General features: G+C 60.7%; 24 protein-coding genes. 8 read left to right on the plus strand and 16 right to left on the minus strand.

Annotation, left to right across the window (positions count from 1 at the left end; translation table 11 throughout):
* Window positions 1-331: 331 nt before the first annotated feature.
* Window positions 332-988, plus strand: coding sequence for a hypothetical protein (locus SOP97_RS03245; RefSeq protein WP_274087408.1), 657 nt, complete (start codon window positions 332-334; stop codon window positions 986-988).
* Between the two features lie 24 nt (window positions 989-1,012).
* Here the strand turns inward: SOP97_RS03245 and SOP97_RS03250 are convergent, their stop codons facing one another.
* From SOP97_RS03250 to SOP97_RS03305, 12 genes are all read right to left on the minus strand, one after another.
* Window positions 1,013-1,738: a carbonic anhydrase gene (locus SOP97_RS03250; protein ID WP_274087409.1), complete on the minus strand. Its 726-nt coding sequence runs from the start codon at window positions 1,736-1,738 to the stop codon at window positions 1,013-1,015.
* A 118-nt stretch (window positions 1,739-1,856) separates the two neighbouring features.
* Window positions 1,857-2,915, minus strand: coding sequence for a PA0069 family radical SAM protein (locus SOP97_RS03255; RefSeq protein ID WP_274087410.1), 1,059 nt, complete (start codon window positions 2,913-2,915; stop codon window positions 1,857-1,859).
* Window positions 2,916-3,008: 93 nt separating this feature from the next.
* Window positions 3,009-3,947, minus strand: a complete 939-nt coding sequence (locus tag SOP97_RS03260) for an AEC family transporter (protein WP_274087439.1) — start codon at window positions 3,945-3,947, stop codon at window positions 3,009-3,011.
* A 54-nt stretch (window positions 3,948-4,001) separates the two neighbouring features.
* Window positions 4,002-5,954 carry a DUF7844 domain-containing protein gene (locus SOP97_RS03265; RefSeq protein WP_274087411.1) on the minus strand — a complete coding sequence of 651 codons (1,953 nt, stop codon included), beginning with the start codon at window positions 5,952-5,954 and terminating at the stop codon, window positions 4,002-4,004.
* On the minus strand, window positions 5,951-6,271 hold the full coding sequence (locus SOP97_RS03270; RefSeq protein ID WP_274087412.1) for a DUF2388 domain-containing protein: 321 nt from the start codon (window positions 6,269-6,271) through the stop codon (window positions 5,951-5,953). Before SOP97_RS03270 ends, SOP97_RS03265 begins: the two co-directional genes overlap by 4 nt.
* Before the next feature lie 106 nt (window positions 6,272-6,377).
* Window positions 6,378-6,695, minus strand: a complete 318-nt coding sequence (locus SOP97_RS03275) for a DUF2388 domain-containing protein (protein ID WP_274087413.1) — start codon at window positions 6,693-6,695, stop codon at window positions 6,378-6,380.
* 78 nt (window positions 6,696-6,773) lie between these two features.
* Window positions 6,774-6,980 carry a DUF1127 domain-containing protein gene (locus SOP97_RS03280; protein ID WP_322948197.1) on the minus strand — a complete coding sequence of 69 codons (207 nt, stop codon included), beginning with the start codon at window positions 6,978-6,980 and terminating at the stop codon, window positions 6,774-6,776.
* A gap of 248 nt (window positions 6,981-7,228) precedes the next feature.
* The gene (locus tag SOP97_RS03285; RefSeq protein WP_274087415.1) at window positions 7,229-7,444 is read right to left on the minus strand and encodes a DUF1127 domain-containing protein; all 216 of its coding nucleotides are present in this window, start codon (window positions 7,442-7,444) and stop codon (window positions 7,229-7,231) included.
* Between the two features lie 379 nt (window positions 7,445-7,823).
* The gene (locus SOP97_RS03290; RefSeq protein WP_322948198.1) at window positions 7,824-9,260 is read right to left on the minus strand and encodes an NAD(P)(+) transhydrogenase (Re/Si-specific) subunit beta; all 1,437 of its coding nucleotides are present in this window, start codon (window positions 9,258-9,260) and stop codon (window positions 7,824-7,826) included.
* Entirely contained in the window at window positions 9,260-9,577 is a 318-nt protein-coding gene (locus SOP97_RS03295) for an NAD(P) transhydrogenase subunit alpha part 2 (RefSeq protein WP_090241161.1), read from the minus strand. The genes SOP97_RS03290 and SOP97_RS03295 overlap by 1 nt, the downstream gene beginning before the upstream one ends.
* Window positions 9,578-9,591: 14 nt before the next feature.
* Window positions 9,592-10,713, minus strand: coding sequence for a Re/Si-specific NAD(P)(+) transhydrogenase subunit alpha (locus tag SOP97_RS03300; protein ID WP_322948199.1), 1,122 nt, complete (start codon window positions 10,711-10,713; stop codon window positions 9,592-9,594).
* A gap of 566 nt (window positions 10,714-11,279) precedes the next feature.
* The gene (locus tag SOP97_RS03305) at window positions 11,280-12,179 is read right to left on the minus strand and encodes a LysR family transcriptional regulator (protein ID WP_274087418.1); all 900 of its coding nucleotides are present in this window, start codon (window positions 12,177-12,179) and stop codon (window positions 11,280-11,282) included.
* A gap of 197 nt (window positions 12,180-12,376) precedes the next feature.
* Here SOP97_RS03305 and SOP97_RS03310 point away from each other — a divergent pair, with 197 nt between their 5' ends.
* From SOP97_RS03310 to SOP97_RS03320, 3 genes are all read left to right on the plus strand, one after another.
* The gene (locus SOP97_RS03310) at window positions 12,377-13,555 is read left to right on the plus strand and encodes an acyl-CoA dehydrogenase (RefSeq protein ID WP_322948200.1); all 1,179 of its coding nucleotides are present in this window, start codon (window positions 12,377-12,379) and stop codon (window positions 13,553-13,555) included.
* Window positions 13,556-13,663: 108 nt separating this feature from the next.
* On the plus strand, window positions 13,664-14,887 hold the full coding sequence (locus SOP97_RS03315) for a CaiB/BaiF CoA transferase family protein (RefSeq protein WP_322948201.1): 1,224 nt from the start codon (window positions 13,664-13,666) through the stop codon (window positions 14,885-14,887).
* Between the two features lie 324 nt (window positions 14,888-15,211).
* A complete protein-coding gene (locus SOP97_RS03320) occupies window positions 15,212-16,381 on the plus strand; it encodes an HD-GYP domain-containing protein (protein WP_322948223.1) in 1,170 nt (389 codons plus the stop codon).
* 78 nt (window positions 16,382-16,459) lie between these two features.
* On the opposite strand, the gene hmpA is transcribed toward SOP97_RS03320, so the two are convergent.
* Window positions 16,460-17,641, minus strand: coding sequence for an NO-inducible flavohemoprotein (hmpA, locus tag SOP97_RS03325; protein ID WP_322948202.1), 1,182 nt, complete (start codon window positions 17,639-17,641; stop codon window positions 16,460-16,462).
* Window positions 17,642-17,816: 175 nt separating this feature from the next.
* On the opposite strand from hmpA, the gene norR reads away from it, so the two are divergent.
* Window positions 17,817-19,370: a nitric oxide reductase transcriptional regulator NorR gene (norR, locus tag SOP97_RS03330; protein ID WP_322948203.1), complete on the plus strand. Its 1,554-nt coding sequence runs from the start codon at window positions 17,817-17,819 to the stop codon at window positions 19,368-19,370.
* Window positions 19,371-19,698: 328 nt separating this feature from the next.
* Here norR and SOP97_RS03335 read toward each other — a convergent pair whose 3' ends face one another.
* The 3 genes from SOP97_RS03335 to tauA are packed head-to-tail and all read right to left on the minus strand — an operon-like array spanning window position 19,699 to window position 22,464.
* A complete protein-coding gene (locus SOP97_RS03335; RefSeq protein ID WP_274087424.1) occupies window positions 19,699-20,568 on the minus strand; it encodes an ABC transporter permease subunit in 870 nt (289 codons plus the stop codon).
* Window positions 20,565-21,404 carry a taurine ABC transporter ATP-binding protein gene (locus tag SOP97_RS03340; protein WP_322948204.1) on the minus strand — a complete coding sequence of 280 codons (840 nt, stop codon included), beginning with the start codon at window positions 21,402-21,404 and terminating at the stop codon, window positions 20,565-20,567. Before SOP97_RS03340 ends, SOP97_RS03335 begins: the two co-directional genes overlap by 4 nt.
* Window positions 21,405-21,459: 55 nt before the next feature.
* A complete protein-coding gene (gene tauA / locus SOP97_RS03345) occupies window positions 21,460-22,464 on the minus strand; it encodes a taurine ABC transporter substrate-binding protein (protein ID WP_274087426.1) in 1,005 nt (334 codons plus the stop codon).
* 180 nt (window positions 22,465-22,644) lie between these two features.
* On the opposite strand from tauA, the gene pdxR reads away from it, so the two are divergent.
* The 3 genes from pdxR (at window position 22,645) to SOP97_RS03360 (ending at window position 25,737) form a co-directional block, all read left to right on the plus strand.
* Window positions 22,645-24,141: a MocR-like pyridoxine biosynthesis transcription factor PdxR gene (gene pdxR, locus SOP97_RS03350; protein WP_274087427.1), complete on the plus strand. Its 1,497-nt coding sequence runs from the start codon at window positions 22,645-22,647 to the stop codon at window positions 24,139-24,141.
* Window positions 24,142-24,215: 74 nt separating this feature from the next.
* Complete coding sequence (locus SOP97_RS03355) at window positions 24,216-24,953, plus strand: sulfite exporter TauE/SafE family protein (protein ID WP_274087428.1); 738 nt, start codon at window positions 24,216-24,218, stop codon at window positions 24,951-24,953.
* A gap of 25 nt (window positions 24,954-24,978) precedes the next feature.
* Window positions 24,979-25,737 (plus strand): SDR family oxidoreductase, encoded by a 759-nt coding sequence (locus tag SOP97_RS03360; RefSeq protein WP_274087429.1) that lies wholly within the window; start codon window positions 24,979-24,981, stop codon window positions 25,735-25,737.
* The last annotated feature ends 43 nt before the right edge of the window (window positions 25,738-25,780 follow it).

The raw sequence follows: 25,780 nt of genomic DNA on the forward strand, positions 1-25,780 counted from the left end.
GCCGAACCGGTCAGAGGCTGAGCCATCAGGCATTTTCTCGGGGAAAATGCCTAGGAAGACTGTCCATGCCGCAGCTGATTCGGAGTTATCAGGTACTGCCTTTCGAGTTCGAGTATAGACAGGGACTTGCACCTGGCAACGCGAAAGCCGAAAAGAGCAACGCACTGCAAGTGCACGCGCTAAAGACCACGGTTGGCGTGGGATAGACCGGAGTGGCGACGACTACTTATAGCCAGTCCGCATAAATGTTTAATAATTATGACAATCGAGTCTTAGCAGCTACGCTCAGCCAACTAAGGTTCTCGTCCATGTCCTCACTTCAGGAGCAGTCATGAACATCGCCGCTTTGCACGCGCTGATCCAGCGTGCACACCAACACGAAGCCAGTACGGGTCATCTGAGCAAGCAGATGCAGGCACACGCGGGGCAGCTACACCCCTCCATCCGCCTACCCAGCGAAGACACCTCCGGCGTGCTGCAGCAGTTTGTCAGCGCCTATATCGAGCAGGTGCCAGAATTGTTACTGGCCGCCCAGCAAGTCGCGCAGGAAGCCGGGATCGAGGCGCAGATCAAGCCGGTGCTGAAGATTGCCGAGCAATTCTTTCTGCAGCCACCCGCGCTGATGGCCGGCCATGAGGGGTTGGAAGGCTTACTCGATGAAGCCTATCTGGCCCACCGCTTGGTCGAAGAAGTGAATGATCGCTATATCACCCACCTGGGCGCCCCGTTGATTCCGCTGGATACCACGGTGGCTAATCTGATTGCTCACCAATTGATCGGTGAGCCCTTTGCCAATCAACTGGATGAGGCTGTGCATCATGCCGTCGAGGGCATGCTCGACGACGCCAGCTTTGCCCAGAACTCCGTGCAAACCTATCGCGAGCGCCTGCACAGCCCGCAGACCGAGGCGGCGTGGCAGCGCTGGCCGTGCCTGTCACGCCAGCTTGGGGTAGAACTGCAATTGGATGAAACCCGCGCAGCGGGCTAACCCTAACATCCGCGCGGCTGCCGACTAGCTCGGCAGGTAGCGCGGGCGCGGCGTGGCCATCGGCAGTGGCCCATCATCGATCAGACGGAACTCGCCCTTTTCCGCGTCGTAAGCCTTGATCTCGCTGGTTTCGATGTCATACACCCAACCGTGGATAAACACCTGCCCGCAAGCCATACGAGACGCCACCGAAGGGTGGGTGCGCAGGTGGTCGAGCTGCGCCACCACGTTTTCCTCGGTGAGGATGCCCAGGGTGTTGTGATCGGCGCAGCCACAGTTGTCTGCCACCACCGTCTTGGCCACTTCAGCATGGCGCAACCAGGCTTTTACCGTGGGCATGCGCTCCAGCTCAGCCGGGTTGAGTACTGCTTTCATTGCCCCGCAATCGGAATGCCCGCAAATGATGATGTGCTGTACGCCCAAGGCCATCACCGCATACTCGATCGCCGTGGAAACCCCGCCCATCATCTGCCCGTAGGGCGGCACCACGTTGCCGACATTGCGGTTGACGAACAGATCGCCCGGCGAGCTTTGGGTGATCAATTCAGGCACCACCCGCGAGTCGGCGCAGGTGATAAACATTGCCCGCGGACTCTGCGCGGTGGCCAGTTTTTTGAACAGATCTTCCTGCTGCGGGAAGATCTCGCAACGAAAACGTTTGAAGCCATCGACGATACTCTGCAGGGCTTCCTCGGCAGTTTCACTGCCCGTGCGCCCTTGCAGCGGGATCAACTGATGCTTGTATGGCATGTTTGCGACCTCTGAACCTGAAAAAACCTGCTAAAGCGACAGCCAAGCAGGCTGGCAAGTCACATGCCAAGTGTCACTGCCGCAGGCCCTAACGGCAACCACCCAGCTTGCGCGCCGCTTAGAGCAGCGCCAGCTGGCCGCCCGGCGGACAAAAACGCGTGCAGTCGAGGTTGAACGTCTCGCGTCGATTCAGCCCAAGGCGTTTGCTGGCCAAGGCAAAGCGCTGTGCGAGCAATTCAGCAAAAGCGCCCTCACCACGAAAACGCTGACCGAAGCGACTGTCATACAGCGCACCACCGCGACTCTGACGGATCAGGCTGAGCACATGCTCGGCACGTTGCGGGTAATGGGCGTGCAGCCATTCCGTAAACAACGGCGCCACCTCACGCGGCAGACGCAGCAGCATATAATTGGCGCTTTGCGCGCCGGCCTCTTTGGCCGCCGCTAAAAGATGCTCAAGCTCCATGTCATTGATCATGGGGATCATCGGTGAACACAGGACACCGACTGGAATGCGGTTTTCGCGCAATACCCGAATCGCTCGCAAACGTGCTGCCGGTGCCGCTGCACGCGGCTCCATGATGCGTTTCAGTTCATCATCCAGAGTCGTCAGGCTGATCATCACCGCCACCAGGCGCTGCTGCGCCAGCTCAGTGAGCAGGTCGAGGTCGCGCAGAATCAGCGCCCCCTTGGTAATGATGGTCGCCGGATGGCGATAGTCGAGCAGCACCTTGAGGCTGTTGCGGGTCAGCAGGTGCTGGCGCTCGATCGGTTGATAAGGATCGGTGTTGGAGCCCAGGTTAATCGGCGCGCATACATAGCCAGGCTTACTCAGCTGCTGTTCGAGCAGCGCAACGGCATTGGTCTTGGCGATCAGCTTGGTTTCGAAATCCAGCCCCGGCGACAGATCCCAATAGGCGTGACTGGGCCTGGCGTAGCAGTAAATACAGCCATGTTCACAGCCACGGTAGGGGTTGAGTGAACGGTCGAAGGGCAGGTCCGGCGACTGGTTACGGGTGATGATGCTTTTTGCGGTTTCGCTGTGCACCTCAGTCGCCCGGCTGGGCGGCACTTCCTGAAACCAGCCGTCATCGCTGGCGATAATGCGCTGCGGGGCAAAGCGATTATGCGGGTTACTGGCAGTACCGCGACCGCGCGGCGGCAAGGAAACAGGCATGAGTGGGCTCCATAATTTACTGTATATAAATACAGTAAATTAGCTGCACCACCAAACCCAGTCGTCAGTCCGACACCGCGCCAAGCACCTGCATCAGCCCACGAACAATAGCAACAACAGCGGCAGACTGGCCGCCGCCAAAAGAGTTTGCAGGGTAATAATCCCCGCCATTAAGTGGCTGTCCCCGCCCAAGTGCCGGGTCAACACATACGCCGTTGGCGCGGTTGGCAAGGCAAAGAACAGCACCAATACCGTGCTTTCCATCGTCGGTAATTGCAGACCATAGGCCACAGCCCACGCCAGCATTGGCATGGCTAACAAGCGCAGCAGGCTGTTGCCGAGCAACGCCGGAATCTCGCCAGTCAATTGCTCGGGTTTCAACGCCGCGCCCACACACAGCAGACCCAACGGCAAACTGGCAGCCGCCAACAAGCTGAGCAGGCGATCACTGCCACCGGGTAAACCAAGGCCACTGAGGTTGACCAAGGCACCACCGAGGCAGGCAAGAATCAGCGGGTTCTTCAGGATCGGTAATAACAGGCTGCGCGCACTGACGCCACGCTCGGCGGTCAGCGACCAGACCGACAGCACATTCACCGTCGGCACCATCAAGGCAAGCATGATGGCTGCCAGAGTCAGGCCTTCCTGGCCAAATAGGCTGCCCACCGCTGCCAGGCCGAGGTAGGTGTTGAACCGCAGAATGCCCTGGCTAAATGCGCCGAAGCGCCCCGCCGGCCAGCCGCGCAGGCGGCGTACCACCAGCAGCGCCAGCCAGGCGATGCCCAGCGCCAGCATTACCGCCAACGCTAAGCGCGGCAACGCAGGGTTATCCAGCGGCGCCTTGGCCAGGCTGCTGAACAGCAGCGCCGGGAACAGCATGAAGTAATTCAGACGCTCAGCGCCGGGCCAGAATGCCTCACTGGGAAACGCCCAGCGCCGCAGGTAGAAACCGGCCACGATCAACGCAAACAGCGGCCACAAGGCCAGCAACAATTCCTGCACGGCAACCTCCAGCCACAAGCAAGCCGCCATCTTGAGCAGGCGCATGGAGTGACGCAAGGCCGGCGTTGATCTTGGGCGTTCTCGCTAGGGCAATTGCAAACCGCCGCTGGCTTTGTGCAACGTGCGCAGGTGTTGACCGAGCTGTGCCAGATTGGCTTCAGCTGCTTGTAATTCCGCCAGGCGAGCAGGTTCCAATAAGGTGCGCACTTCCTGGTCGAGGTTATCGCTAAGCTGACGCAGTTGCTGCTGGCGCGCCTGGCTCTCGGCTTCCAAGCGTTGCCATTCGGCGCGTTGCGGCAGGCCATAGCCGCCTTCGAGTAACTCCGCCGGACGACTGAGAAAACCGCTGTTGGCGAGAATCTGCTGCAGCGCACCACCCGCCGTATTGAGTTCAGGATCAGCGCTCTCGCGCCCGCTCAGGTAGCGGCGCTTGAGCTCATCCTGGGCCAGCAGCAACTGTCGGCGCAGCGCCGCCTGCTCAAGCAGCAGCAGCGCCGCGCTGGTGCGCAGATTGGCCTGAGCAAACCAGGGCTGGCGCTCCGCCGCAGGCAAGTTCAACCAATCCTCAACGTGCGCCTGGGTAATTGGCAATTGCGCCTGCAACACGCTAAACATGGCTTGATAGCGGTCACGGAAGGAGTCAAAGCGATACCCCAGGCGCAACGCCTCAGCATCGTCAGCGAGCACGCTGCGGTCAGCCAAATCACGGGCGGCCAGGGTATCCAACAGGCCGTTGGGCATGATGCTGTCGAGTGCATGCAGCTGGGGGTGCTGGCTGCCGCTACGCAGCAGCTTGAGGGTTTCCACGGCGCAGTTGTTGGAAAGGAACCAGTAATCGCCGTCATAACTCCAGTGCTGCTCAGCCGCGCGAATCACCAGCTGCTCCAGTTGCGGACGTTCAAGCTTAAGCGGCACCGAGGCCAGGCTACGCAGCTCAACCTTGGTGTATTCCTCAATCACCTGGGCCAGCGGCAGGACGAATAACCGTGAAGGATAAGCCCCGGTCAGGCCATCCCAACTGGACAGCTGCACATCGCCGACAAAGGCACGGTAAGACAGCACCAGATGCTCCTGCAGGTCCAACCGACAATCCGGCCCCAGCGGCCGGCCGGGCGCGCAGATCACCAGGCGCAGCATGCTGTGCCCCCAGCGACTAGCTAGCGCGTCGTTGGCTTCGGCGAGTAAATAATCCACCTGATAGACCCGCTGCGGGTCGATGCTGCCGAGCGGCTGGCGGGCAAAGTCGCGCCCGGCGTTCAGATAGGCCAAGCCACCTGCGCACGTTTCTTGGCCAGCAGGCGACCAGCCGAAATGTGCACTCAAGTAGCGCGCCAGCGAAGGTCGGCGGCAGGCGTAGCTGGGGTCGAGGAGGAAGTACTCCATGTTCACCGCGAGGTACTCGCGCGGGTTCGTCAACTCATAGCGGTCTGGGCTACGCGCCACTTGGTGGTTCTCGTGCTCGCGCTCACCACGCCTGCCAACCTGTTGCGGCCAGCCCGCTAGGTCGAGCAACAGCGGATCATCACTCAGGGTAAAACGCCGCGCCGTTTGACCCCGGCAATAATCAGGCAACCCGACAGCCCCCAGGCTCTGCTCACGCTGGCGACACTGGCGTTGCAGCTGCCTGTCCGCCTGTGGCCAACGCTGGGCGCGGTCATACAGATGGGTGAGTTCGTGCAGCACCGTCGCCAGCAGTTCGCGGCGCACGCTGCCATGTGGGCGAGCGGTTTGGTGAGAAGCGCTGCTGCCGTCGCTCAAGGCTGGCAGCAGCGCGGCATTCAGTTCGATGCCGCTGAAACGTCCGGCACGGCCATAGACCTCTGCAGGCATGTCGCCCCAGCGAACACTGACGCGGCGGTCGAGTTGTTGCTTGAAGCGCTGCGGCAACGCCTCCAGCGCCTCTTGCAACAGCTGCTGGCTGGCCTGACGTTCGCGGGCACTGAGTGCCGCGTCGTTCAGCTGCAGACTCAGCCCGGCCTGGCTAGTGGTGCTGGCGAATACTGCCAGTAACAGTAGCCAGGTACGCGGCCAATTCACAGCGCCAGAATGGCTTCGGCCAAGACCAGATCAGAAGCACCCTGTGCTTCAGGCACTTGGCTGCGAATGGTGACGATGGCCGCTTCCAGTTGCGCGCCACGGATCTGCCCTTGGCTGGCCACAAAGCTGGCCGCATCGTCACGCGCGGCCAACACGATTTTCGAATCGCGAACTGAGGTGGTGGTATCCGACGTGAAATCCAGGGTGCGATCCAGTGCACGCACGATGATGTTGCTAGTCGCCACCAAGGTTTGCGCCTGGGCAGTGGCACTCAACAGAACAATCGCAACTACAGCACCGAGTAAGGTAGGGCGCATACGCATCTCCAATAAACAACCATCAACCCGACGGGGTTGGTTTGGACGAGTATTCTGCCACACAGTTCCGCCAGCGCTTGTAGCTAAGCGCTGGCATCACCCCCACTCAGAGACTGAGGATTGCGCTCGCCAATTGCATATCGTCGCTTACCAAGGTCGGCAACTGCTGGCGGATATGCTGCAACGCGGCCTCCAGACGCACGCCGCGGATATTGCCCTGACTCGCTACAAAAGCGGCGGCGTCATCACGCGCGGCGAGCACAATCTTGTCATCACCAAATGAAGAGGAAACATCGGAGCTGGCGTCCGAGGTTGCGCCAATCGCACCCACCACTGCATCCGTGGTCACCACAAAACTGGTGGCGCTAGCCGTACCGGCCAGCGCCAAGAGTGCCGCCAGGCTAAAGGTCTTTATCGCATTCATATCCACGCTCCTGAAAAGGCCCAACAGTCGGGCTAAGTCATTGTAGACCGAGCGCATGCCAGTTGGTTGCCAGGCAGATCAGCGCCAAAACGGCTTTTCCAACTCAACCTGACGCTGCGCCTCACTGATCCCAGCATCCGCCAGCTGACGACTATCCAAGTGTGCCAAATGCTTACGCGTATGCCGATTGCGTTGCCAGCCACACAGCGTGGCATAGAGCTTCAGCCATAGCGGGCGATGGTCCTGAGCCGATTGTGAGGGCCGGCGTTTGAGCGTGCGTTCCATGGCGCAATTCCTTGTCAACCAACAGAGATGGCAACCTAGGATGCGCGCTAAGGCGCGGAGCGGGCAGAGACAGCAGCTGGAAATTGTTATGGCGCAGTTACAGCTTCATCCAAACTGTACCGCTTCACGCACAGCAGACTGTTACGGATAAATAATCCTGCAGACAAAAAGAAAGCCCCAGCACGCAGGGCGCTGGAGCTTCAAAAATCCCATAAAAGGGAGGAGCAGAAATCGGTGTCTGGCGGCGTTTAACGCCAGAAAGGCTTACTCAATTCGGCCTGACGCTGTGCTTCGCTGATTCCGGCATCTGCAAGCAGACGAGCATCCAAACGAGCAAGTTGACGGCGGCTGACAGCGCGGCGCTGCCACAGCAAAACAGAAGACAATATGCGCAGCGGCAGAGCGCTGGAGCCGGTGGCTTGGCTGTGATCAAAAAACAGGTCGGAACTGAGGGTACGTTCCATGGTGCTCATCCTTCCGCTTGTGGCGGGTCAGTGGTGTGTTGCGATGTAAGCATTATTGCTACCGCTCTCTGCACGCAGTAGCCACAGCTGAATTGAATTGCAGCATCAATAGATAGCTTGCTTTGTAACTGTTTGACCTGTTTTAGCATCAACTGTACTGTCCATAAGTTCTTTAGCCTGAAAAACAATTAATTGCAGATAAAAAACCTGAATAAATGCTTATTAAGCAGTGATTTAGTACAGGTACAGTTACAGATTGCACTTCTATTACAGTTGACCTGTTTTTCAGATTTTCGCCTGGAAAAACCAATTTTTGATCAACCAGACAGAAAAAAGCCCGGCTCTTGAGCCGGGCTTTTCGACAACGCAGCGGCGAGTTTTAGTCGACCGCTTTAACCATATCTTCGATGACTTTCTTGGCGTCGCCGAAGACCATCATGGTCTTGTCGAGGTAGAACAGTTCGTTGTCCAGGCCGGCGTAGCCGCTGGCCATCGAGCGCTTGTTGACGATCACAGTCTTGGCTTTGTAAGCCTCGAGAATCGGCATGCCGGCGATCGGCGACGTCGGGTCGTTCTTCGCGGCCGGGTTGACCACGTCGTTAGCACCCAGCACCAGCACCACGTCGGCTTGGCCGAACTCGGAGTTGATGTCGTCCATCTCGAACACTTGCTCGTAAGGCACTTCGGCCTCAGCCAGCAGCACGTTCATGTGACCGGGCATACGCCCGGCAACCGGGTGAATCGCGTACTTCACGGTGACGCCGCGATGGGTCAGCTTCTCCGCCAGCTCCATCAGCGCATGCTGGGCACGGGCCACCGCAAGGCCGTAGCCCGGCACGATGATCACAGTGTCGGCGTTGGTCAGCAGGAAGGCCGCATCGTCGCTCGAGCCGGATTTAACCGGACGCGCTTCTTTGGCACCGGCTGGGCCGGCTTCTGCTGGAGCACCACCGAAACCACCGAGGATCACGTTGAAGAACGAGCGGTTCATCGCCTTGCACATGATGTACGAGAGGATCGCACCGCTCGAGCCCACCAGCGAACCGGCGATGATCAGCATCGAGTTGTTCAGCGAGAAGCCGATACCGGCCGCCGCCCAGCCCGAGTAGCTGTTGAGCATCGACACCACCACCGGCATATCAGCACCGCCAATCGGGATGATGATCAGCACGCCGATCACAAAGGCCAGGGCCAGCAGAATGGCGAAGGCGGTCAGGTTACCGGTGAAGGTGTACATCAGGCCGAGGCCGAGAATCGCCAGGCCGATGGCCAGGTTGACCCAGTGCTGGCCCTTGAACTGTACCGGTGCGCCCTGGAACAGACGGAACTTGTACTTGCCCGACAGTTTGCCGAAGGCGATCACCGAACCGGAGAAGGTGATGGCACCGATGGCTGCACCGAGGAACAGCTCCAGACGGTTACCGGCCGGAATCGCATCACCCAAGGCGGCAACGATACCCAGCGACTGCGGCTCAACCACGGCGGCAATGGCGATAAACACCGCGGCCAGGCCGATCATGCTGTGCATGAAGGCGACCAGCTCCGGCATCTTGGTCATTTCGACACGCTTGGCCATGACCGAACCGGCAGTGCCGCCAATCAGCAGTCCGACGATCACGTAGCCGATACCGGCGGTGGCGATTTCAGCACCGAGCTTGTAGATCAGCCCAACGGTGGTCAGTACGGCCAAACCCATACCGAGCATGCCGAACAGGTTGCCGCGGCGCGAGGTGGTCGGGTGCGACAGTCCTTTAAGTGCCTGGATAAAGCAGATCGAGGCAACGAGGTAGAGCACCGTGATCAGATTCATGCTCATCAATGCTTCTCCCCTGCAGCGGCTTTCGGCGCTTTCTTCTTAAACATTTCCAGCATGCGCCGGGTCACCAGGAAACCACCGAACACGTTGACCGCAGCCAGAGCCACGGCCAGGGTGCCCATGGTTTTACCCAGTGGGGTCACGGTCAGGGCAGCGGCCAGCATGGCGCCGACGATCACGATCGCGGAAATCGCGTTGGTCACTGCCATCAGTGGGGTGTGCAAGGCTGGAGTCACGTTCCACACCACGTGGTAGCCCACGTAGATGGCCAGCGCAAAGATGATCAGGTTGTAGATGCCGTCGGAAATCATATCCATGTGCGGTACTCCCCTTAGCCGTTGGTGCGCACGACGTTGCCGTCGCGGCACATCAAGCATGCGGCGACGATGTCGTCTTCAAGGTTGAGGTGGAACTTGCCTTCGCCGTCGATAACCAGCTTGAGGAAGTCCAGCAGATTGCGTGCGTACAGCGCCGAAGCATCGGCCGGCACCAGGGCCGCCAGGTTGCTGTGGCCGACGATGGTCACGCCATGCTGCACCACCACCTGTTCGGCGACGGTCAGCGGGCAGTTGCCGCCTTGCGCTGCAGCGAGGTCGATGATCACCGAGCCCGGCTTCATTTCCGCCACGGTGGCGGCATGCAGCAGGGTCGGTGCCTTGCGGCCCGGGATCAGCGCGGTGGTGATGACGATGTCGGCCAGCTTGGCCTTCTCGTGCACCGCCTTGGCCTGACGCTCCATCCACGACGCCGGCATCGGCCGGGCATAGCCGCCCACGCCTTGGGCGCATTCGCGCTCTTCATCGGTCTCGAACGGCACGTCGACGAACTTGGCGCCGAGCGATTCGATCTGCTCTTTAACCGCCGGACGCACGTCGGACGCTTCGATCACCGCACCTAGGCGCTTGGCCGTAGCGATGGCCTGCAAGCCAGCTACACCGGCACCGAGGATGAGGATGCGCGCGGCCTTAACGGTACCGGCAGCGGTCATCAACATTGGCATAAAGCGCGGGTAGTGATGCGCCGCCAGCAACACGGCCTTGTAGCCGGCGATGTTGGCTTGCGACGACAGCACGTCCAGGCTCTGCGCGCGGGAGGTACGCGGGGCGGCCTCCAGGGCGAAGGCGGTGACGCCGCGAGCATTGATGCGCGCGATGGTCTCGTTGCTGAACGGGTTGAGCATGCCCACCAATACGGCACCGGCTTTCATATGCGCCAGTTCAGCATCGGTCGGGGCGACCACTTTCAGCACCAGATCGGCACCAAAGGCAGCAGCATCGTTACCAATGGCCGCACCAACGGCTTCATAGGCGCTGTCCGGAATGCTCGCGCTAACGCCAGCACCGCTCTGTACAGTCACCTGATGGCCTTGGCCGATCAGCTTCTTGATGGTTTCGGGAGTTGCGGCAACGCGCGTCTCACCAGCATGGGTTTCGAGAGGAACACCGATGTGCACTTCAATTCTCCTGCGTGATCTTTTTGGTGAACCGGCGCACTGCGGATGGCACGCGGGCATTAGGGAGGATCAGCACAAACCCGTCGAAAAGTGGCGGGGCCCGCATTCTGCCGGCGAACGACAGTCCCTTCAAGAAGTTATGGAGTAAGAAAATCGCATTACTACAAGTTATAGGTCTATGACTACTTTTCATACCGACCACAGGCCGCGCCGTTTCTGGCTTAGCCCTTCAATCACGCTGCTTACAGAGGAAAAACCCATGCGTATGGTGGATGACAGCCGATCGAATCTTCTGATATGTAGAAAGTAGCGAACACAGCGTAAAAAATAGCCTTCACACCAGCAGGCATGGGCCTTAGCGGTTTTTAGCGCCTGATTCTCATGTAGTTTGTAAAACAATCCACTACCTAACACTTAAGGCGGCATAAGGCCGTATCCGCGCATGTGTTTATGCACAGATCGACCACTAATTCGCTGACAAATGCTCAAGCAGGCGGGCGTTTACCCAGTCGCTTTTACTGTGCAAACGATGCGGATGCGAACCCGCGTTCTTGCCCCTGAAACACCTAGGCGCTGCGGTAACGCGCCGCCTCGCCGACCAACCAATCACGAAACGCCGCGAGCGCCGCCGACTGCACTTTGCGTTCCGGCACAATCAAGTAATAAGCCCGGCCGCTGTCCGCGAGCGGCTTATCAGACGCAATCACCAGCCGTCCTTCATCCAACTCGCGGCGGATCAGAAACGGCGGAATCAACGCCACGCCCATCTCATGCATGGCCGCCTGAGCCAGCATCGAGAACAGCTCATAGCGCGGCCCGGCCATGTCCCGCGCGGTACTGATGCCCTGGGCGTTGAACCACTGACGCCAGGCGTAAGGCCGGGTGGTCTGTTGCAACAGCGGCAGGCTGGCCATTTGTTCACCGCTAAAGTGCGTCTGCTCACCCAGCAGCGCCGGGCTGCACACTGGCATCGGGTTCTCGCCCATCAGCAGGTGCGCCTGGGTACCGGACCAGTCGCCATCGCCGAAGTACACCGCCGCATCGAACTCGGTATCGGCAAACAGAAAGGGTCGCGTGCGGTTGGTCAGATTGACGGTAATTTCCGGGTGCAGGTGCTGAAAGTCTTTCAGCCGTGGCAGCAGCCACTGCGTACCGAAGGTCGGCACCACGGCCAGTTCGATACTCATCGCCCCTTGCTGGCCCATTACCGCCAAGGTGTCGCGCTCCACGGCGTCCAGCTGCCCAGCCACCCGCCGTGCATAGGACTGGCCCGCCTCGGTCAGCTTCACCCCACGCCGTGAACGGCGAAACAGCTCAATATTAAGGAAGGCTTCCAGCCCAGCGATCTGCCGGCAGACCGCGCCCTGGGTCAGGCTTAGCTCATCGGCCGCCCGGGTAAAACTCTGATGGCGCGCGGCTGACTCAAAAGCAATCAGGGCGGCCGTGCTGGGAATCTTGCGGCGCATATGTGCGTCAGCCTCACTTTATTCACTGTAAAAAGCCGAATAACCCTATCTCGAAGTGAGCAAACCGCACAACAGGGTGCGTATTACTCGTTTGCCTGGCCAACATAAGCCGCCTAGGATCAAGGCCACTTACCGCTGGGCGCGGCTCGCTTGCGCAGATACCCGCCCTCTCACAGTCTGATTTCGAGGTGTTCGCGATGGCTAAGGCAAGCTTCAACTGGATCGACCCGCTGCTGCTGGATCAGCAACTGAGCGAAGAAGAACGCATGGTGCGTGACAGCGCCCAACAGTTCGCGGCCGACAAGCTGAAGCCGCGCGTGCAACTGGCCTTCCGTAACGAGCAGACCGACCCGAAAATCTTCCGCGAGATGGGCGACACCGGCCTGCTCGGTGCAACCATCCCCGAGCAGTATGGCGGCAGCGGCCTGAACTACGTGTGCTACGGTTTGATCGCCCGCGAAGTGGAGCGCATCGACTCCGGCTATCGCTCGATGATGAGCGTGCAGTCGTCCTTGGTGATGGTGCCAATCTTCGAATTCGGCAACGAAGCGACCAAACAGAAATACCTGCCGAAACTGGCCAGCGGCGAATACATCGGCTGCTTTGGCCTGACCGAGCCGGACCACGGTTCCGATCCTGGCAGCATGATCACCCGTGCGAAGAAGGTCGACGGCGGCTACCGCCTGACCGGCGCGAAAATGTGGATCACCAACAGCCCGATTGCCGATGTATTTGTGGTCTGGGCCAAGGATGATGCCGGCGAGATCCGCGGCTTTGTGCTGGAAAAAGGCTGGCAAGGCCTCAGCGCACCGGCGATCCACGGCAAGGTCGGCCTGCGCGCCTCGATCACCGGCGAAATCGTCATGGACAACGTATTCGTCCCGGAAGAAAACGCCTTCCCCGACGTGCGCGGCCTGAAAGGCCCGTTCACCTGCCTCAACTCGGCACGCTATGGCATCAGCTGGGGCGCCCTCGGTGCCGCCGAAGACTGCTGGCACACCGCCCGCCAATATACCCTGGACCGCAAACAGTTCGGCCGCCCGCTGGCGCAAACGCAGTTGATCCAGAAAAAGCTCGCCGACATGCAGACCGAAATCACCCTGGCCTTGCAAGGCTGCCTGCGCCTGGGCCGGATGAAAGACGAAGGCACGGCGGCGGTGGAAATCACCTCGATCATGAAGCGCAACAGCTGCGGCAAGTCCCTGGACATCGCCCGCATGGCCCGCGACATGCTCGGCGGTAACGGCATCAGCGATGAATACAGCGTGGCTCGCCACCTGGTTAACCTGGAAGTGGTCAACACCTACGAAGGCACCCACGACGTTCACGCGCTGATCCTTGGCCGCGCGCAGACCGGCTTGCAGGCGTTCTTCTAAGCCGCTTCGTAGCGGTGGGTTGAGCACAGCGATACCCATCAAATTACCCGATGGGTTACGCCGCTCTGCGGCTAACCCATCCTACGTTTCTCTCCCGCGAGGTTCCCCATGCCCGGCGCCCTGTCGCATATCCGCGTTCTCGACCTGTCTCGTGTATTGGCTGGACCTTGGGCCGGGCAGATTCTCGGTGACCTGGGCGCTGAAGTGATCAAGGTCGAGCGTCCCGGCAGCGGCGATGACACCCGCCACTGGGGCCCGCCCTATGTAAAGGATGCCGAGGGCAACGACTCGCGCGAAGCGGCGTACTTTCAGAGCGCTAACCGCAACAAGCAATCGGTCACCCTCGACTTCACCCAGCCCGAGGGCCAACGCCTGGTGCGTGAGCTGGTGCAGAACTGCGACGTACTGCTGGAGAACTTCAAGGTCGGCGGGCTGGCGGCCTATGGCCTTGATTACGACTCGCTGAAAGCCATCAACCCACGGCTGATCTACTGCTCAATCACCGGTTTTGGGCAAGACGGCCCTTACGCCAAACGCGCCGGCTATGACTTTATGATCCAGGGCCTCGGCGGGCTGATGAGCCTGACCGGCAAGCCCGACGGCGAAGAAGGTGCCGGGCCGATGAAAGTCGGCGTCGCCCTCACCGACATCCTCACCGGCCTGTACGCCACCGTCGGCGTGCTGGCGGCGCTTAATCAGCGTGAGCAGTCAGGGCTTGGCCAGCATATCGATGTAGCCCTGCTCGACGTGCAGGTCGCTTGCCTGGCCAATCAGGCGATGAATTACCTGAATACCGGCATCTCACCCAAACGCTTGGGCAACGCTCACCCGAATATCGTGCCCTATCAGGATTTCCCCTCGGCCGATGGCGACTTCATCATCGCCGTGGGTAACGATGGGCAGTTCCGTAAACTTTGCGAGGTTGCCGACCTTGCGGCTTTGGCCGACGACCCGCGCTTTTCTTCGAACCAGGCGCGCGTGGCCCATCGCGCCGAGCTGATCCCACTGCTGCGCCAGGCCACGGTGTTCAAAACCGCGGCGCAATGGATCAGTTTGCTCGAACAGGCAGGCGTACCCTGCGGGCCGATCAATGACCTGGCCCAGGTATTTGCCGACCCACAGGTTCTGGCACGCGGCCTGCGCATCGACCTGCCCAACAGTCTGGGCAGCAGCACCCCGCAAGTGGCCAGCCCGCTGCGCTTGTCCGAGACGCCAGTGACCTACCGCAATGCACCGCCGCTGCTCGGCGAACACACCGAGCACGTACTCAGCCAGCACCTGGGCCTAAGCCCGGAGCAGATCAGCGCCCTGCGTGCAGCCGGCGTGCTCTGAGCGGGTACTCGCCCGCCGTTAATCCCCCCGCGGATTAGTGCATTGGGTGGCGGCGCAATTAGGCAGCTACCCTAATGCTCACACCACTCGCCAACACCGGTCGATGCGCCAGCACGCGCCGCCCGGTGCAGACGACCTCGCCTACCTGAGCCTCACTGACTGCGGAACCCGCCAGCGGTTGCTCAATAGGCAAAAGTAATTTGCTGTTCCTGGCATCGATAGTGGCTAATAGCCAGCAATCGAAATCCGCACCGGAGCACCTGCATGGCCGATGACTCCCCAACAGACCGCATCAAAGTCGAAGCAGCGCAGCTGACAATCGGCATGTATGTAGTTGAGCTTGATCGACCATGGACGGATACCAGCTTTCTTTTTCAGGGATTTAGAATTCAAAAACAGCAGGAAATCCGCCTGTTTCAACAGCAATGCAGTTACGTATGGGTGGATGCGCGGCGCTCTTTAAGCATGAGCGAGCAGATAGCGGAAAACGCAGGCGCGACTGCGCCACTGCAGCCGGTAATAGCCAAGGTCGATTTCAACCTGGAGATAGAGCAGGCAGCGCCTGTATGGCATGCCGCCCGAGAGGAGTCCCTGCGGATTCTTCAGGCCGTCAAGTTGGGTCAGGAACTGGACGTCGATGCGGTGAAGGCCGTGGTCAAGGATTGCGTTGAAAGCATCCTGCGCAATCCAACAGCCATGCTCTGGCTGGCCCGCATCAAAAACAGTGACGAATACACCGCCGAGCATTCACTGCGCGTGTCCATTCTGTCGATTGCCCTGGCTAGAGCGCTGGGTTTGCCGACTTATCAACTTGAGCAAATCGGTATCTGCGGCATGCTCCACGATGTCGGCAAAGTCAAAATACCCAATGAGATACTCAACAAACCCGGCAAATTGACGGATGAAGAGCACGGCATCATGCAGAGCCATGCGGCGGAAGGGCGCAAGCTATTGATGAGTAACCAGCAGGTCACTCCCGCCACGGTCGACGTCGCCTACTCCCATCATGAGCGCGTGGATGGCAAGGGCTACCCTCGCGGCCTGGAGGCCAGCAAGATTCCTTATTTCGCCAAGATCATTGCGGTAGCCGACAGCTATGACGCGATTAATAGCGACCGCGTTTACAGCAAGGGTAAATCCAGCCTGGCGTCGCTGTGTATCTTGCTGGAAGCCGTCGACAGCCATTTCGATGAAGATATTGTGGGCTGCTTTTCGCGCATGATCGGCATCTATCCACCCGGAGAAATCGTTGAGATGACCAATGGTGAGGTCGGCATCATCGTGGGCTGTTACCCCGGCAACAAGCTCAAGCCCAAGGTGCTGCGGGTGCTGGATGCGGATAAAAAAGCGTGCAAAGAACGCATCATAGAACTGGCAAAAATGGCCAAGGACAGCAACGACAGGCCCTACCGCGTGCACGAAGTACACAGCAGCGGGGCCTTTGGTATTGATATCGATGCTTACCGGCGCAAAGGCCTGCTTATCCCTATTTAGATGGCGCAGCACCCTCAGGCCGCTACGCGCGGCTCATGCGCACTGCGCCCCCAGCCCACGAGCGCCCAGGTCGCCTGATTAACTGTCCAACGCACTGGCCGGGCCAAAGAACTCGTAATGGCTCTGCGCAGCCGGCACACCCAGGCTGTGCAAATGCCGTTTGACCTGCGCCATAAACGGCTTAGGCCCCAGGAAGTAGGCATCCAGATCACGCTGTTCAGGCAGCCACTCGGCCAACTGTTCAACGCTGAGGAAGCCTTCGGCATCACCCACATCACCGTTACGCGGCTCGCTGTAGCAGACGTAATGACGCACCTGCGGACGCTCGCTGCGCTGCGCCTCGACCCAGTCACGGAAGGCATGCACACCAGCGTGCCGGGCACAGTGGATAAAGTGAATATCACGGCCGCTGTCACGCGCCGCTTCAAGCATGCTCAGCGCCGGCGTGATGCCGACGCCCGCGCTGATCAGCACCAGCGGCTTGGTCGATTCGCGCAGAACGAAATCGCCGGCCGGGGCAAACAACTCCAAGCTATCGCCGACTTGCAGCTGGTCATGCAGGTAGTTGGAAACCTTGCCGCCCACTTCGCGCTTAACGCTGATGCGGTACTCGCGGCCATTGCTCAGCGCCGACAGCGAGTAATTGCGGCGCTGCTCGTCGCCCTCCAGCAGCAGGCGCAGGCCAATGTATTGGCCGGGCTGGAAGTCCGCCACAACGCCACCATCGGACGGGGCCAGGTACAGCGAAACAATCTCCTCACTCTCCACCACCTTGCGACTCAGGCGGAATTCGCGCGCCCCGCGCCAGCCACCCTCAGCGCTGGCATTCGCGGCATAAGCCGCTTCTTCTGCACCAATCAGAATGTCAGCGAGCTGGTCATAGGCGGCGGCCCAGGCATCAATCACCGCATCGGTAGCAATCTCAGCCCCCAGCACTTCGCGGATCGCCCGCAACAGGCAGCTGCCAACAATCGGGTAATGCTCGGGCAGGATTTGCAGCGACACGTGCTTGTTAACAATTTGCCCAACCAGCGGGCCGAGCGCCTCCAGCTTGTCGATGTGCCGCGCATACATCAGCACCGCATTGGCCAGAGCGCGCTGCTGCCCGCCACTGGCCTGGTGCGCCTGGTTAAACAGCGCACGCACCTCGGGGTACTCGCCGAGCATCAGTTCATAGAAATGCCGCGTCAGCGCTTCGCCGCCGGTTTCCAGCAGCGGAACAGTGGCTTTAATCAGGGCGGTTTGCTCAGGGGTCAACATGCAGGCTTCCTCATCGGGGCGACACACTGCACTTGCGCAGTGGTTCGGTTCATATCACCCTGACTATTACAGGAAGCATGCCAATATTTTTATTGTTTAAATTCAATGGCTTACAAATATACGTGTCTTTATGACAACAACTATTTTGAGTCTTAATGACCTCTAGCGTGTCCTTATGACAGCAAACCCACTGCTCACCGCCCTGATCCCTCTGGTCGCCGACCTGTCCCGCGAGCTGCCCGAGGCCGAGCGCTACCGGCGCCTGCTGCAAGCGCTCAGGCAATTGCTGCCCTGCGACGCCGTGGCCCTGCTCAAACTCGACGGTGAGGTATTGATCCCACTGGCGGTCGAGGGCCTGAGTGCCGACACCCTTGGCCGGCGTTTCAAACTCAGCGAACAGCCACGCCTGCAAGCGCTGCTGGCGCAACGCGGGCCACTGCGTTTTGCCACCGACTGCGGTATGCCAGACCCCTATGACGGCCTGGTCGACGGTCATCGCGGCCACCTACCCGTGCATGACTGCCTTGGCTGCGCACTCTATGTGCAAGATCAGCCCTGGGGCCTGCTGACCCTCGACTCGCTCGACCCCGCCAGTTTTGGCCGGGTGGACCTGGACAACCTGCAAGCCTTCGCCAGCCTCGCAGCCGCCACGGTGATGGCCAGCGAGCGAATCAACGCCCTGCTGCAACGCGCCGAAGACCAGCACCAATTGGCCGAGGCCTACAAGCAGGCCGCAGTGCAACAGCGCCCGCGTGAACTGATCGGCCAGAGCGCAGTGCTCAAACAGCTGCAGCAGGAAATCGCCCTGGTCGGTAACAGCGAGCTGAACGTGCTCATCAGTGGCGAAACCGGGGTCGGCAAAGAGTTGGTGGCCGAAGCCCTGCACGCCGCCTCGCCGCGCGCCAATCGGCCCATGATCAGCCTGAACTGCGCGGCGCTGCCGGATAACCTGGTGGAAAGCGAACTGTTTGGCCATGTACGCGGCGCCTTCACCGGGGCGCACAACGAACGCCGCGGCAAGTTCGAGCTGGCCGATGGCGGCAGCCTGTTTCTCGATGAAATCGGCGAACTGCCGCTGCCCGCTCAGGCCAAGCTGTTGCGCGTACTGCAAAGTGGCCAGCTGCAACGCGTGGGGGCCGACCAGGAGCAGCGGGTCAACGTGCGGGTACTGGCTGCCAGCAACCGCGACCTGGCCGAAGAAGTGCGCGCCGGACGCTTTCGCGCCGACCTCTACCATCGCCTCAGTGTTTACCCGCTCAAGGTGCCTGCGCTGCGCGAACGCGGACGTGACGTGTTGCTCCTGGCCGGCTACTTCCTTGAGGAAAACCGCGGCCGCTTGGGGCTGCGCAGCGTGCGCCTGACCCAGGCCGCACAAGCCAGCCTGCTGAGCTACACCTGGCCAGGTAATGTGCGCGAGCTGGAACACCTGATCGGCCGCGCTGCGCTCAAGGCGATCGCCGGTTGCCGCGAACGCCCGCGCATTCTCAGCATCGACAGCGACCACCTCGACCTACCAGAGCAACACCCTGACATGCCTCTTCCCGCGTCCAGCAGCCCAGCTTCAAGCCCTAACAACTTGCCGCTGCGCGAGGCCGTCGACGCCGTCCAGAAACAGCTGATCAGCCAGGCCCTCAGCCGTCATCAGCACAAATGGGCAGCCGCCGCGCGCGAACTGGGCCTCGACCGCGCCAACCTGATCCGCCTGGCCAAACGCCTGGGCCTTAACTAGTGCGCGGGCATCCGCAGCCCTCAACAAAAGGCCCGATGTTTATCCCGTTCGCTGATCGAAGCCTTCGGTGAGGTGATCATTCGCTGTGGTCAGCGACGCTATGCTGGCTCAACTCTACAGCCTTAAAAGTGAAATATAACAACAAGTTAAGCGTTCGAAACTAGCGGCAATGCAGGGTTCTGGGAACCCCTTTAGGGCAAACCAACGGCAGCAAATGATTGTGGTGATCTAAGAAATAAAGCGGCGATCTATAGCGATCGCCGTTGGCGCTAGCTTCATCACCGACACACAAGTTCGGGAGCGCAATCGATCAAACGTCTACGACTAACTAGACCTTACCCTTCCAAGGCACTAGGCGTCGCTCCAACCAGCGCATGGCAAAGTCGAACAGTAGCGCCATCAGACCGATCACCAAAATGCCCATGATAACCACCTCGGTGACCATGAATTTTGACGCGCTAAGCACCATGAAGCCCAAGCCCGCAGTAGCGGCGACCATCTCGGCAGCGACCAGGGTGGTCCAGCCGAAACCAATGGCAATACGCATACCAGTGAGCATTTCCGGCAACGCGGCAGGCATGATCACATAGCGCAGCACCTGACTACGGCTGGCTCCCATTGAGTAGGCAGCATGGATCTGCTCGATCGCCACCGAACGCACCCCGGCACGCGCACTCAGCGCCAGCGGGGCAAACATCGCCAGGTAGATCAGCAACACTTTCGAGCCTTCGCCGATGCCCATCCAGATCACCACCAGCGGCAGATAGGCCAGCGGCGGCAACGGACGGTAGAACTCCACCAACGGATCGAAGATGCCGCGTGCGACACGGTTGACGCCCATCATGATGCCCAGCGGAATCGCCGTGAGCACCGCCAGCGCAAAGGCGCTGAAGACACGCAGGGCGCTCCAGCCGATATGCGCCAGCAACGAGGCATCGGCAAAACCATCCTGCGACACGGCGATCAGTTGCTCCCATACCGCCTGCGGTGAAGGCAGGAACAGCGGCTTGACCCAGCCCAGGTTGGTGGCGGCAAACCACAAAGCGAGAAACGCCACCACGGTGATGCAACTGAGCAATAGGCTGGAGCCGTTACCCGGCGCGCCGTACTGCTCGCCAGGCTTGGCCGACTGGCCGCGGCGTAGCTCCTGTAACGTCCGCATGACGGCCTGGCGTTGCTGCTGATCGAACATGCTCATGCCGCCTCCTCGTCACCGTGGATAATGCTCAGAACCTGCTCGCGCATCGCGATGAAATCCGGCATGGATTTGACCGCACGGGCATCGCGGCACTCTAGAAAACGACGCCCGAAGTCCAGCGAGAATTCATGGGTAATGCGCCCGGGACGCGGCGACATGATGATCAGCCGGGTGCCCATGAACAAAGCCTCTTCCACGTCGTGGGTGATAAAAAACATCATCTTGCGGGTGCTCTGCCAGATTTCCAGCAGCAGTTCCTGCAGGCGCTCGCGAGTCAGCGCATCGAGCGCACCGAGCGGTTCGTCGAGCAACAGCATGTGCGGGTCGTTGGTCAGCGCACGGGCGATACCCACACGTTGTTGCATACCGCCGGACAGCTGATAAATCGTATGGCTACGGAAGTCCTGCAGCCCGGTCAGCTCTAGAAAGCGCATGGCGCGCTTTTCGCACTCGCGCCGGCCAACGCCACGCAGTTTGAGGCCGAGGGCGACGTTATCCAACACGTTCAACCAGGGCATCAGGGCATGCTTCTGGAACACCACGCCGCGTTCGGCACCCGGCCCGGTAATCTGGTCACGCAGTTGCGAGTTCGGCTCGATCATCTGTGGCACCTGGCCCCGGTAGTCGCCCAGGGTTAACGCCCCGCTGCTGGGGCGGATAAAGCCCGCCATCAGATTGAGCAGGGTGGTCTTACCGCACCCCGAAGCGCCCAGCGCCACCACGAAGTCACCCGATTCAATGCTCAGATTGACGCCGGTTAGTGCAGTCACCGGCTGGCCGCCCTGCTGGCTCGGGTAGACGACAGACACATCATGGATTTTCAGGCTGTGGCTCATAACAAGTCCCCTTGAGAATCAAAGAGCCGCCCGCTCGCACCGGCGGCTCAGGCAATCACTTCGCCGCTTCGACAAAGCTCGCATTGATGGCAACGCTGTAGTCCGGCAGTACCGCCGGGACTTTCTTTTGCTCTTTGAGGAACTCGGCAGTGGCCGCCAGGGCTTTGGCCGCACCACCGTCTTTACCACCGCCCAACCAGGTAGCGCTGGACTGCTCGGCAGCCAGGGGGAACTCGTACAGGGCCAACACCTCAGGTACTTCCGCAGCCTTGCCACCCGACAGACGAGCAACATTGGCCACTTTGGGTGACGCGGCGTTCCAAGACTCAGGCGCCTTGACGTAGTCGGCCGTGCTGCTCTGCAGCACTTTGGTGAAGACGGTCATGCCATCGGCGTGTTTGCTGGAGAATTCCTTGTCGACCACCAGTGCCTCGAAGGTCGCTTTTCCCCAGCCACTCAAGGTGCCGGAGCTGATCAGCACTTTGCCGCTCTGCTTGAGCTTGCCCAGCGCCGGGTCCCAGATAAAGGCTGCATCGATATCGCCACGCTCCCAGGCCGCCGGAATGTCCGAAGGTTGAAGGTTGACCACCTTGACCTTGCCCGCCAGGCCGAACTGCTCCAGGGCAAACAAGGTATGGAAGTGCGTGGTGGAGACGAAAGGTACGGCCAGGGTCTTGCCGGCCAAATCCTGCGGAGCACTGATACCGCTGCCGTTACGCACCACCAGCGCCTCGGCGTTGGCGATGTTGTCGAGCACCCAGAACACCTCGATACCGATGCCACGACTGACGGCGGCAGCAATCGGGCTGCTACCAGCCACGCCGATCTGCACGTCACCCGAAGCCATGGCCAGCATCACATCGCCACCGCTGTCAAAGTTGCGCCACTGGATGTCCCAACCGGTGGCTTTCTCGAACTCTTTCTCGGCAATCGCGTCCTTCCATGGCGCATACATGCTCTGTATGCCAATGGTGACGGTTTCAGCCTGAACGGTGCCAACCAGTCCTAGGGACAACGCGGCCACAGGGGCCAACAACAAGCGGCGAGCTTTCTTCAGCATGGCGTATCTCCAATAAGCGCGGGAAGTTCCAGATGCCATGCGATCTTAGTGCCGGCTTGCTCCTTGCTTTAGATCCAGACACCAGAAAGCTTGAGGCCAGATGCCGCACAAGCCGCGTCGCACCTGCCTTAAGCGCCTGCCACTGAATCCTTTTAGTGCAATACCCGCGGAGCCCGCCCCATGTTGGAACGTTATTTCCGCCCCTTCGAGCAGGGGCGCAGTCTTCAGGAGCAGCTGCGGGAAAACCTGCTGCAGGCCATCCTCGACGGTGCGCTACCACCCGGCGAAGCGCTGCCCTCGTCGCGTGAGCTGAGCAAGCTGCTGGCGGTGTCGCGCAATACCGTAGTGCTGGTGTACGACAAACTGGTGCAGGACAGCTTTCTCATTCCTTCCGACCGGCGCGGCTACTTCATTAACGAGAAATTCCTCCGCCAGCAGCTCAACGTCAGCATCCCGCCCAGGCCAAAGCACCTATTCGAACGTCCGGATCACGCCCCTGACTGGGAGGCACGCCTGCAGCTGCAACCATCGGCCATGAAGGCCATCGTCAAACCACGCAACTGGCGCGAGTACCGCTACCCCTTCATCTATGGCCAGGTCGAACACGACGAGCAGACCACTGCGCGCTGGCGCGACTGCGCACGCATTGCTGCCTCCGGCGCGCACATGCGCAGCTGGGTGGACGATCAGGTGATGCAGGACGATGCCTTGCTGGTGGAGCAGATCATCCAGCGCGTACTGCCACGGCGCGGCATCAAGGCCGGCGCCGAGGAAATCCTTATTACCGTGGGCACCCAGAGCTCGCTGTACATGCTGAGTTGCCTGCTCGGACGCAAGGGCCAACCGGTTGGCCTGGAGAACCCGGGCTACGTCGACGCCCGCAACATCCTGCAGTTAGCCGGATGCAACCTGCGCCCACTGCGTATCGACCGCCAGGGCCTGGTGGTCGACGAGCAACTACGCGGCTGCGAGATGATCTTTTGCACACCCAGCCACCAGTCGCCGACCGGCGTGACCCTGCCGGTGTACCGGCGCATGGCGCTGCTTGAACGGGCGCGGGAGGACGATTTTCTGGTCATCGAGGATGATTACGACAGTGAGCAGAACTATCTGGGCGGTAATCACCCGGCCCTCAAGAGCTTCGATGACAGTGGCCGGGTGATTTACCTCGGCAGCCTGACCAAGGGGCTACTGCCGGGCATCCGCCTCGGCTTTATCGTCGCTGCCCCGGAGCTTATCCATGAGCTGCGCGCCCTGCGCCGCTACCAATACCGACACCCACCGGCCAACAATCAACGCATCCTTGCCCTGTTCCTCGCCATGGGGCACTACGACGCACACATTCGCCGGCTGCGCGACAGCCTGTCACGTAAGTGGCAGTGCATCAGTAGCGCCCTCTCCGAGCACCTGCCCGCCTGCCAGACCAGCGGCATGGCGGGCGGCTCGGCGCTGTGGGTCGAAGGCCCGGCGGGTTTCGATGCCTGGCAATTGCAACGCCTGGCGGCCAAGCGTGGCGTGCTGATCGAGCCCGGCGATATTCACTTCCTCGGTGAGGAACGCCCGCAACACTTCTTTCGCCTGGGTTACGGCGCCATCGCCGAGGCGCTGATCGAGCCGGGCATTGCGGCCCTCGGCGCTGCTTGGGAGGAAATGCAGCGCAGCGCGCTGGCACCATAACAATAGGCGCCTGGCACTAAGGGCACACTCGGCCGCCCATTAGAGTGGATAACACTTCTGGACTGGAGCCGGCCGTGATCGTTGATCAGCCCACAATTCTGGCGAGCCTCCTGGTTTTCGTCGCTGCCATCATTCGCGGACTCACCGGCTTCGGCTTTGCGGCGGTGGCGGTCGTCGGCCTGGTTCTGTTGATGCCATTGGAGCGGGCTGTGCCGCTGATTCTCTGCCTGGAAATTGCCAGCAGCCTGCTGCTGTTGCCCAGCGCCTGGCGAGAGGCCGACCGCAGCCTATTACGCACCCTGCTGCTTGCCGCACTGCTCGGCGTACCCTGCGGTATCGCCGTGCTCAGTGGCACCAACCCGCACTGGCTAACCTTGTGCGTCTACCTGCTGGTCGGCGCACTGGCCCTGCTTGGCTTGTCGCGTATCGCCCTACCCCTTGGCAGAGGACCGCTATCACTGAGCCTGGTCGGCGGCGTCAGCGGCGCACTGATTGCTACCTTCTCTATAGGCGGGCCTCTGTTGGTCGCCTGCCTGAGCCAATTACAGCTGAACCCCACAGCCCTGCGCGCCACGCTGATTTTGTTCTTCTGCGTCGTCGACCTGGCCGCCCTCGCTGGCCTCAGCCTGAGTGGCGCCGTCACCCAGGCCACCGCCAGCCAGAGCCTTTTGCTACTGCCGCCGCTGGCCCTCGGTCTATGGCTCGGTCAGCAGTTGTTTCGCCAGATCTCAGCGCCCATCGCCGCCCGCGCCACGCAATGGCTGCTACTGACTCTCGCCACCCTCGGCCTGCTCGGCTGGTGGCACAGCTGACCGCTTCAAACTTAGGAGACTCCACATGCAACCCACTCTATTTATCACTGGCGCTACCTCCGGCTTCGGCGCTGCATGTGCCCGCCGCTTCGCTCAGGCAGGCTGGTCACTGATCATCAGCGGTCGCCGTGAAGACCGCCTGCAGGAACTAGCCGACGAGCTGTCCGGGCAAACGGAAGTGCTGCCACTGGTGCTGGACGTGCGCGATCGAGCCGCCATGGAGACGGCCATCGCCAACCTGCCCGAGCAGTTTTCCAGCCTGCGCGGGCTGATCAACAACGCTGGTTTGGCGCTCGGCACCGAACCAGCGCAGGTCTGCGACCTTGACCAGTGGGACACCATGGTCGACACCAATATCAAGGGCCTGCTTTACAGCACCCGCCTGCTGCTGCCGCGCCTGATCACCCACGGCGCCGGTGCTGGCATCGTTAATCTCGGTTCGATTGCCGGCAACTGGCCCTATCCCGGCAGCCACGTATACGGCGCAACCAAGGCCTTCGTTCGGCAGTTTTCGCTAAACCTGCGCTGCGACCTGCAGGGCACCGGTGTGCGCGTCACCAACCTGGAGCCGGGTCTGTGCGAGAGCGAGTTTTCGCTGGTGCGCTTCGGCGGTGACCAGGCGCGCTACGACGCCACCTACGGCGGCGCCAGCCCGATCCAACCGGAGGACATCGCCGAGACCATTTTCTGGATCCTCAACCAGCCGGCGCACATCAACATCAACAGCCTCGAACTGATGCCGGTCAGCCAGGCCTGGAACAATTTCGCCATCCACCGCGAATAGACAACTGGCTCCATCAATGCGCGCCACTGGCTCTATCGAGTGG

It is taken from the genome of Pseudomonas spirodelae (genome assembly GCF_034653255.1).
Classification (GTDB): Bacteria; Pseudomonadota; Gammaproteobacteria; order Pseudomonadales; family Pseudomonadaceae; genus Aquipseudomonas; species Aquipseudomonas spirodelae.

Coding starts and splice junctions, on each gene's coding strand:
- SOP97_RS03245 (WP_274087408.1), top strand. CDS start 332: ATGAACATCGCCGCTTTGCACGCGCTGATCCAGCGTGCACACCAACAC.
- SOP97_RS03250 (WP_274087409.1), bottom strand. CDS start 1,738: ATGCCATACAAGCATCAGTTGATCCCGCTGCAAGGGCGCACGGGCAGT.
- SOP97_RS03255 (WP_274087410.1), bottom strand. CDS start 2,915: ATGCCTGTTTCCTTGCCGCCGCGCGGTCGCGGTACTGCCAGTAACCCG.
- SOP97_RS03260 (WP_274087439.1), bottom strand. CDS start 3,947: ATGGCGGCTTGCTTGTGGCTGGAGGTTGCCGTGCAGGAATTGTTGCTG.
- SOP97_RS03270 (WP_274087412.1), bottom strand. CDS start 6,271: ATGCGCCCTACCTTACTCGGTGCTGTAGTTGCGATTGTTCTGTTGAGT.
- SOP97_RS03275 (WP_274087413.1), bottom strand. CDS start 6,695: ATGAATGCGATAAAGACCTTTAGCCTGGCGGCACTCTTGGCGCTGGCC.
- SOP97_RS03280 (WP_322948197.1), bottom strand. CDS start 6,980: ATGGAACGCACGCTCAAACGCCGGCCCTCACAATCGGCTCAGGACCAT.
- SOP97_RS03285 (WP_274087415.1), bottom strand. CDS start 7,444: ATGGAACGTACCCTCAGTTCCGACCTGTTTTTTGATCACAGCCAAGCC.
- SOP97_RS03290 (WP_322948198.1), bottom strand. CDS start 9,260: ATGAGCATGAATCTGATCACGGTGCTCTACCTCGTTGCCTCGATCTGC.
- SOP97_RS03295 (WP_090241161.1), bottom strand. CDS start 9,577: ATGGATATGATTTCCGACGGCATCTACAACCTGATCATCTTTGCGCTG.
- SOP97_RS03305 (WP_274087418.1), bottom strand. CDS start 12,179: ATGCGCCGCAAGATTCCCAGCACGGCCGCCCTGATTGCTTTTGAGTCA.
- SOP97_RS03310 (WP_322948200.1), top strand. CDS start 12,377: ATGGCTAAGGCAAGCTTCAACTGGATCGACCCGCTGCTGCTGGATCAG.
- SOP97_RS03315 (WP_322948201.1), top strand. CDS start 13,664: ATGCCCGGCGCCCTGTCGCATATCCGCGTTCTCGACCTGTCTCGTGTA.
- SOP97_RS03320 (WP_322948223.1), top strand. CDS start 15,212: ATGTATGTAGTTGAGCTTGATCGACCATGGACGGATACCAGCTTTCTT.
- hmpA (WP_322948202.1), bottom strand. CDS start 17,641: ATGTTGACCCCTGAGCAAACCGCCCTGATTAAAGCCACTGTTCCGCTG.
- norR (WP_322948203.1), top strand. CDS start 17,817: ATGACAGCAAACCCACTGCTCACCGCCCTGATCCCTCTGGTCGCCGAC.
- SOP97_RS03335 (WP_274087424.1), bottom strand. CDS start 20,568: ATGAGCATGTTCGATCAGCAGCAACGCCAGGCCGTCATGCGGACGTTA.
- SOP97_RS03340 (WP_322948204.1), bottom strand. CDS start 21,404: ATGAGCCACAGCCTGAAAATCCATGATGTGTCTGTCGTCTACCCGAGC.
- tauA (WP_274087426.1), bottom strand. CDS start 22,464: ATGCTGAAGAAAGCTCGCCGCTTGTTGTTGGCCCCTGTGGCCGCGTTG.
- pdxR (WP_274087427.1), top strand. CDS start 22,645: ATGTTGGAACGTTATTTCCGCCCCTTCGAGCAGGGGCGCAGTCTTCAG.
- SOP97_RS03360 (WP_274087429.1), top strand. CDS start 24,979: ATGCAACCCACTCTATTTATCACTGGCGCTACCTCCGGCTTCGGCGCT.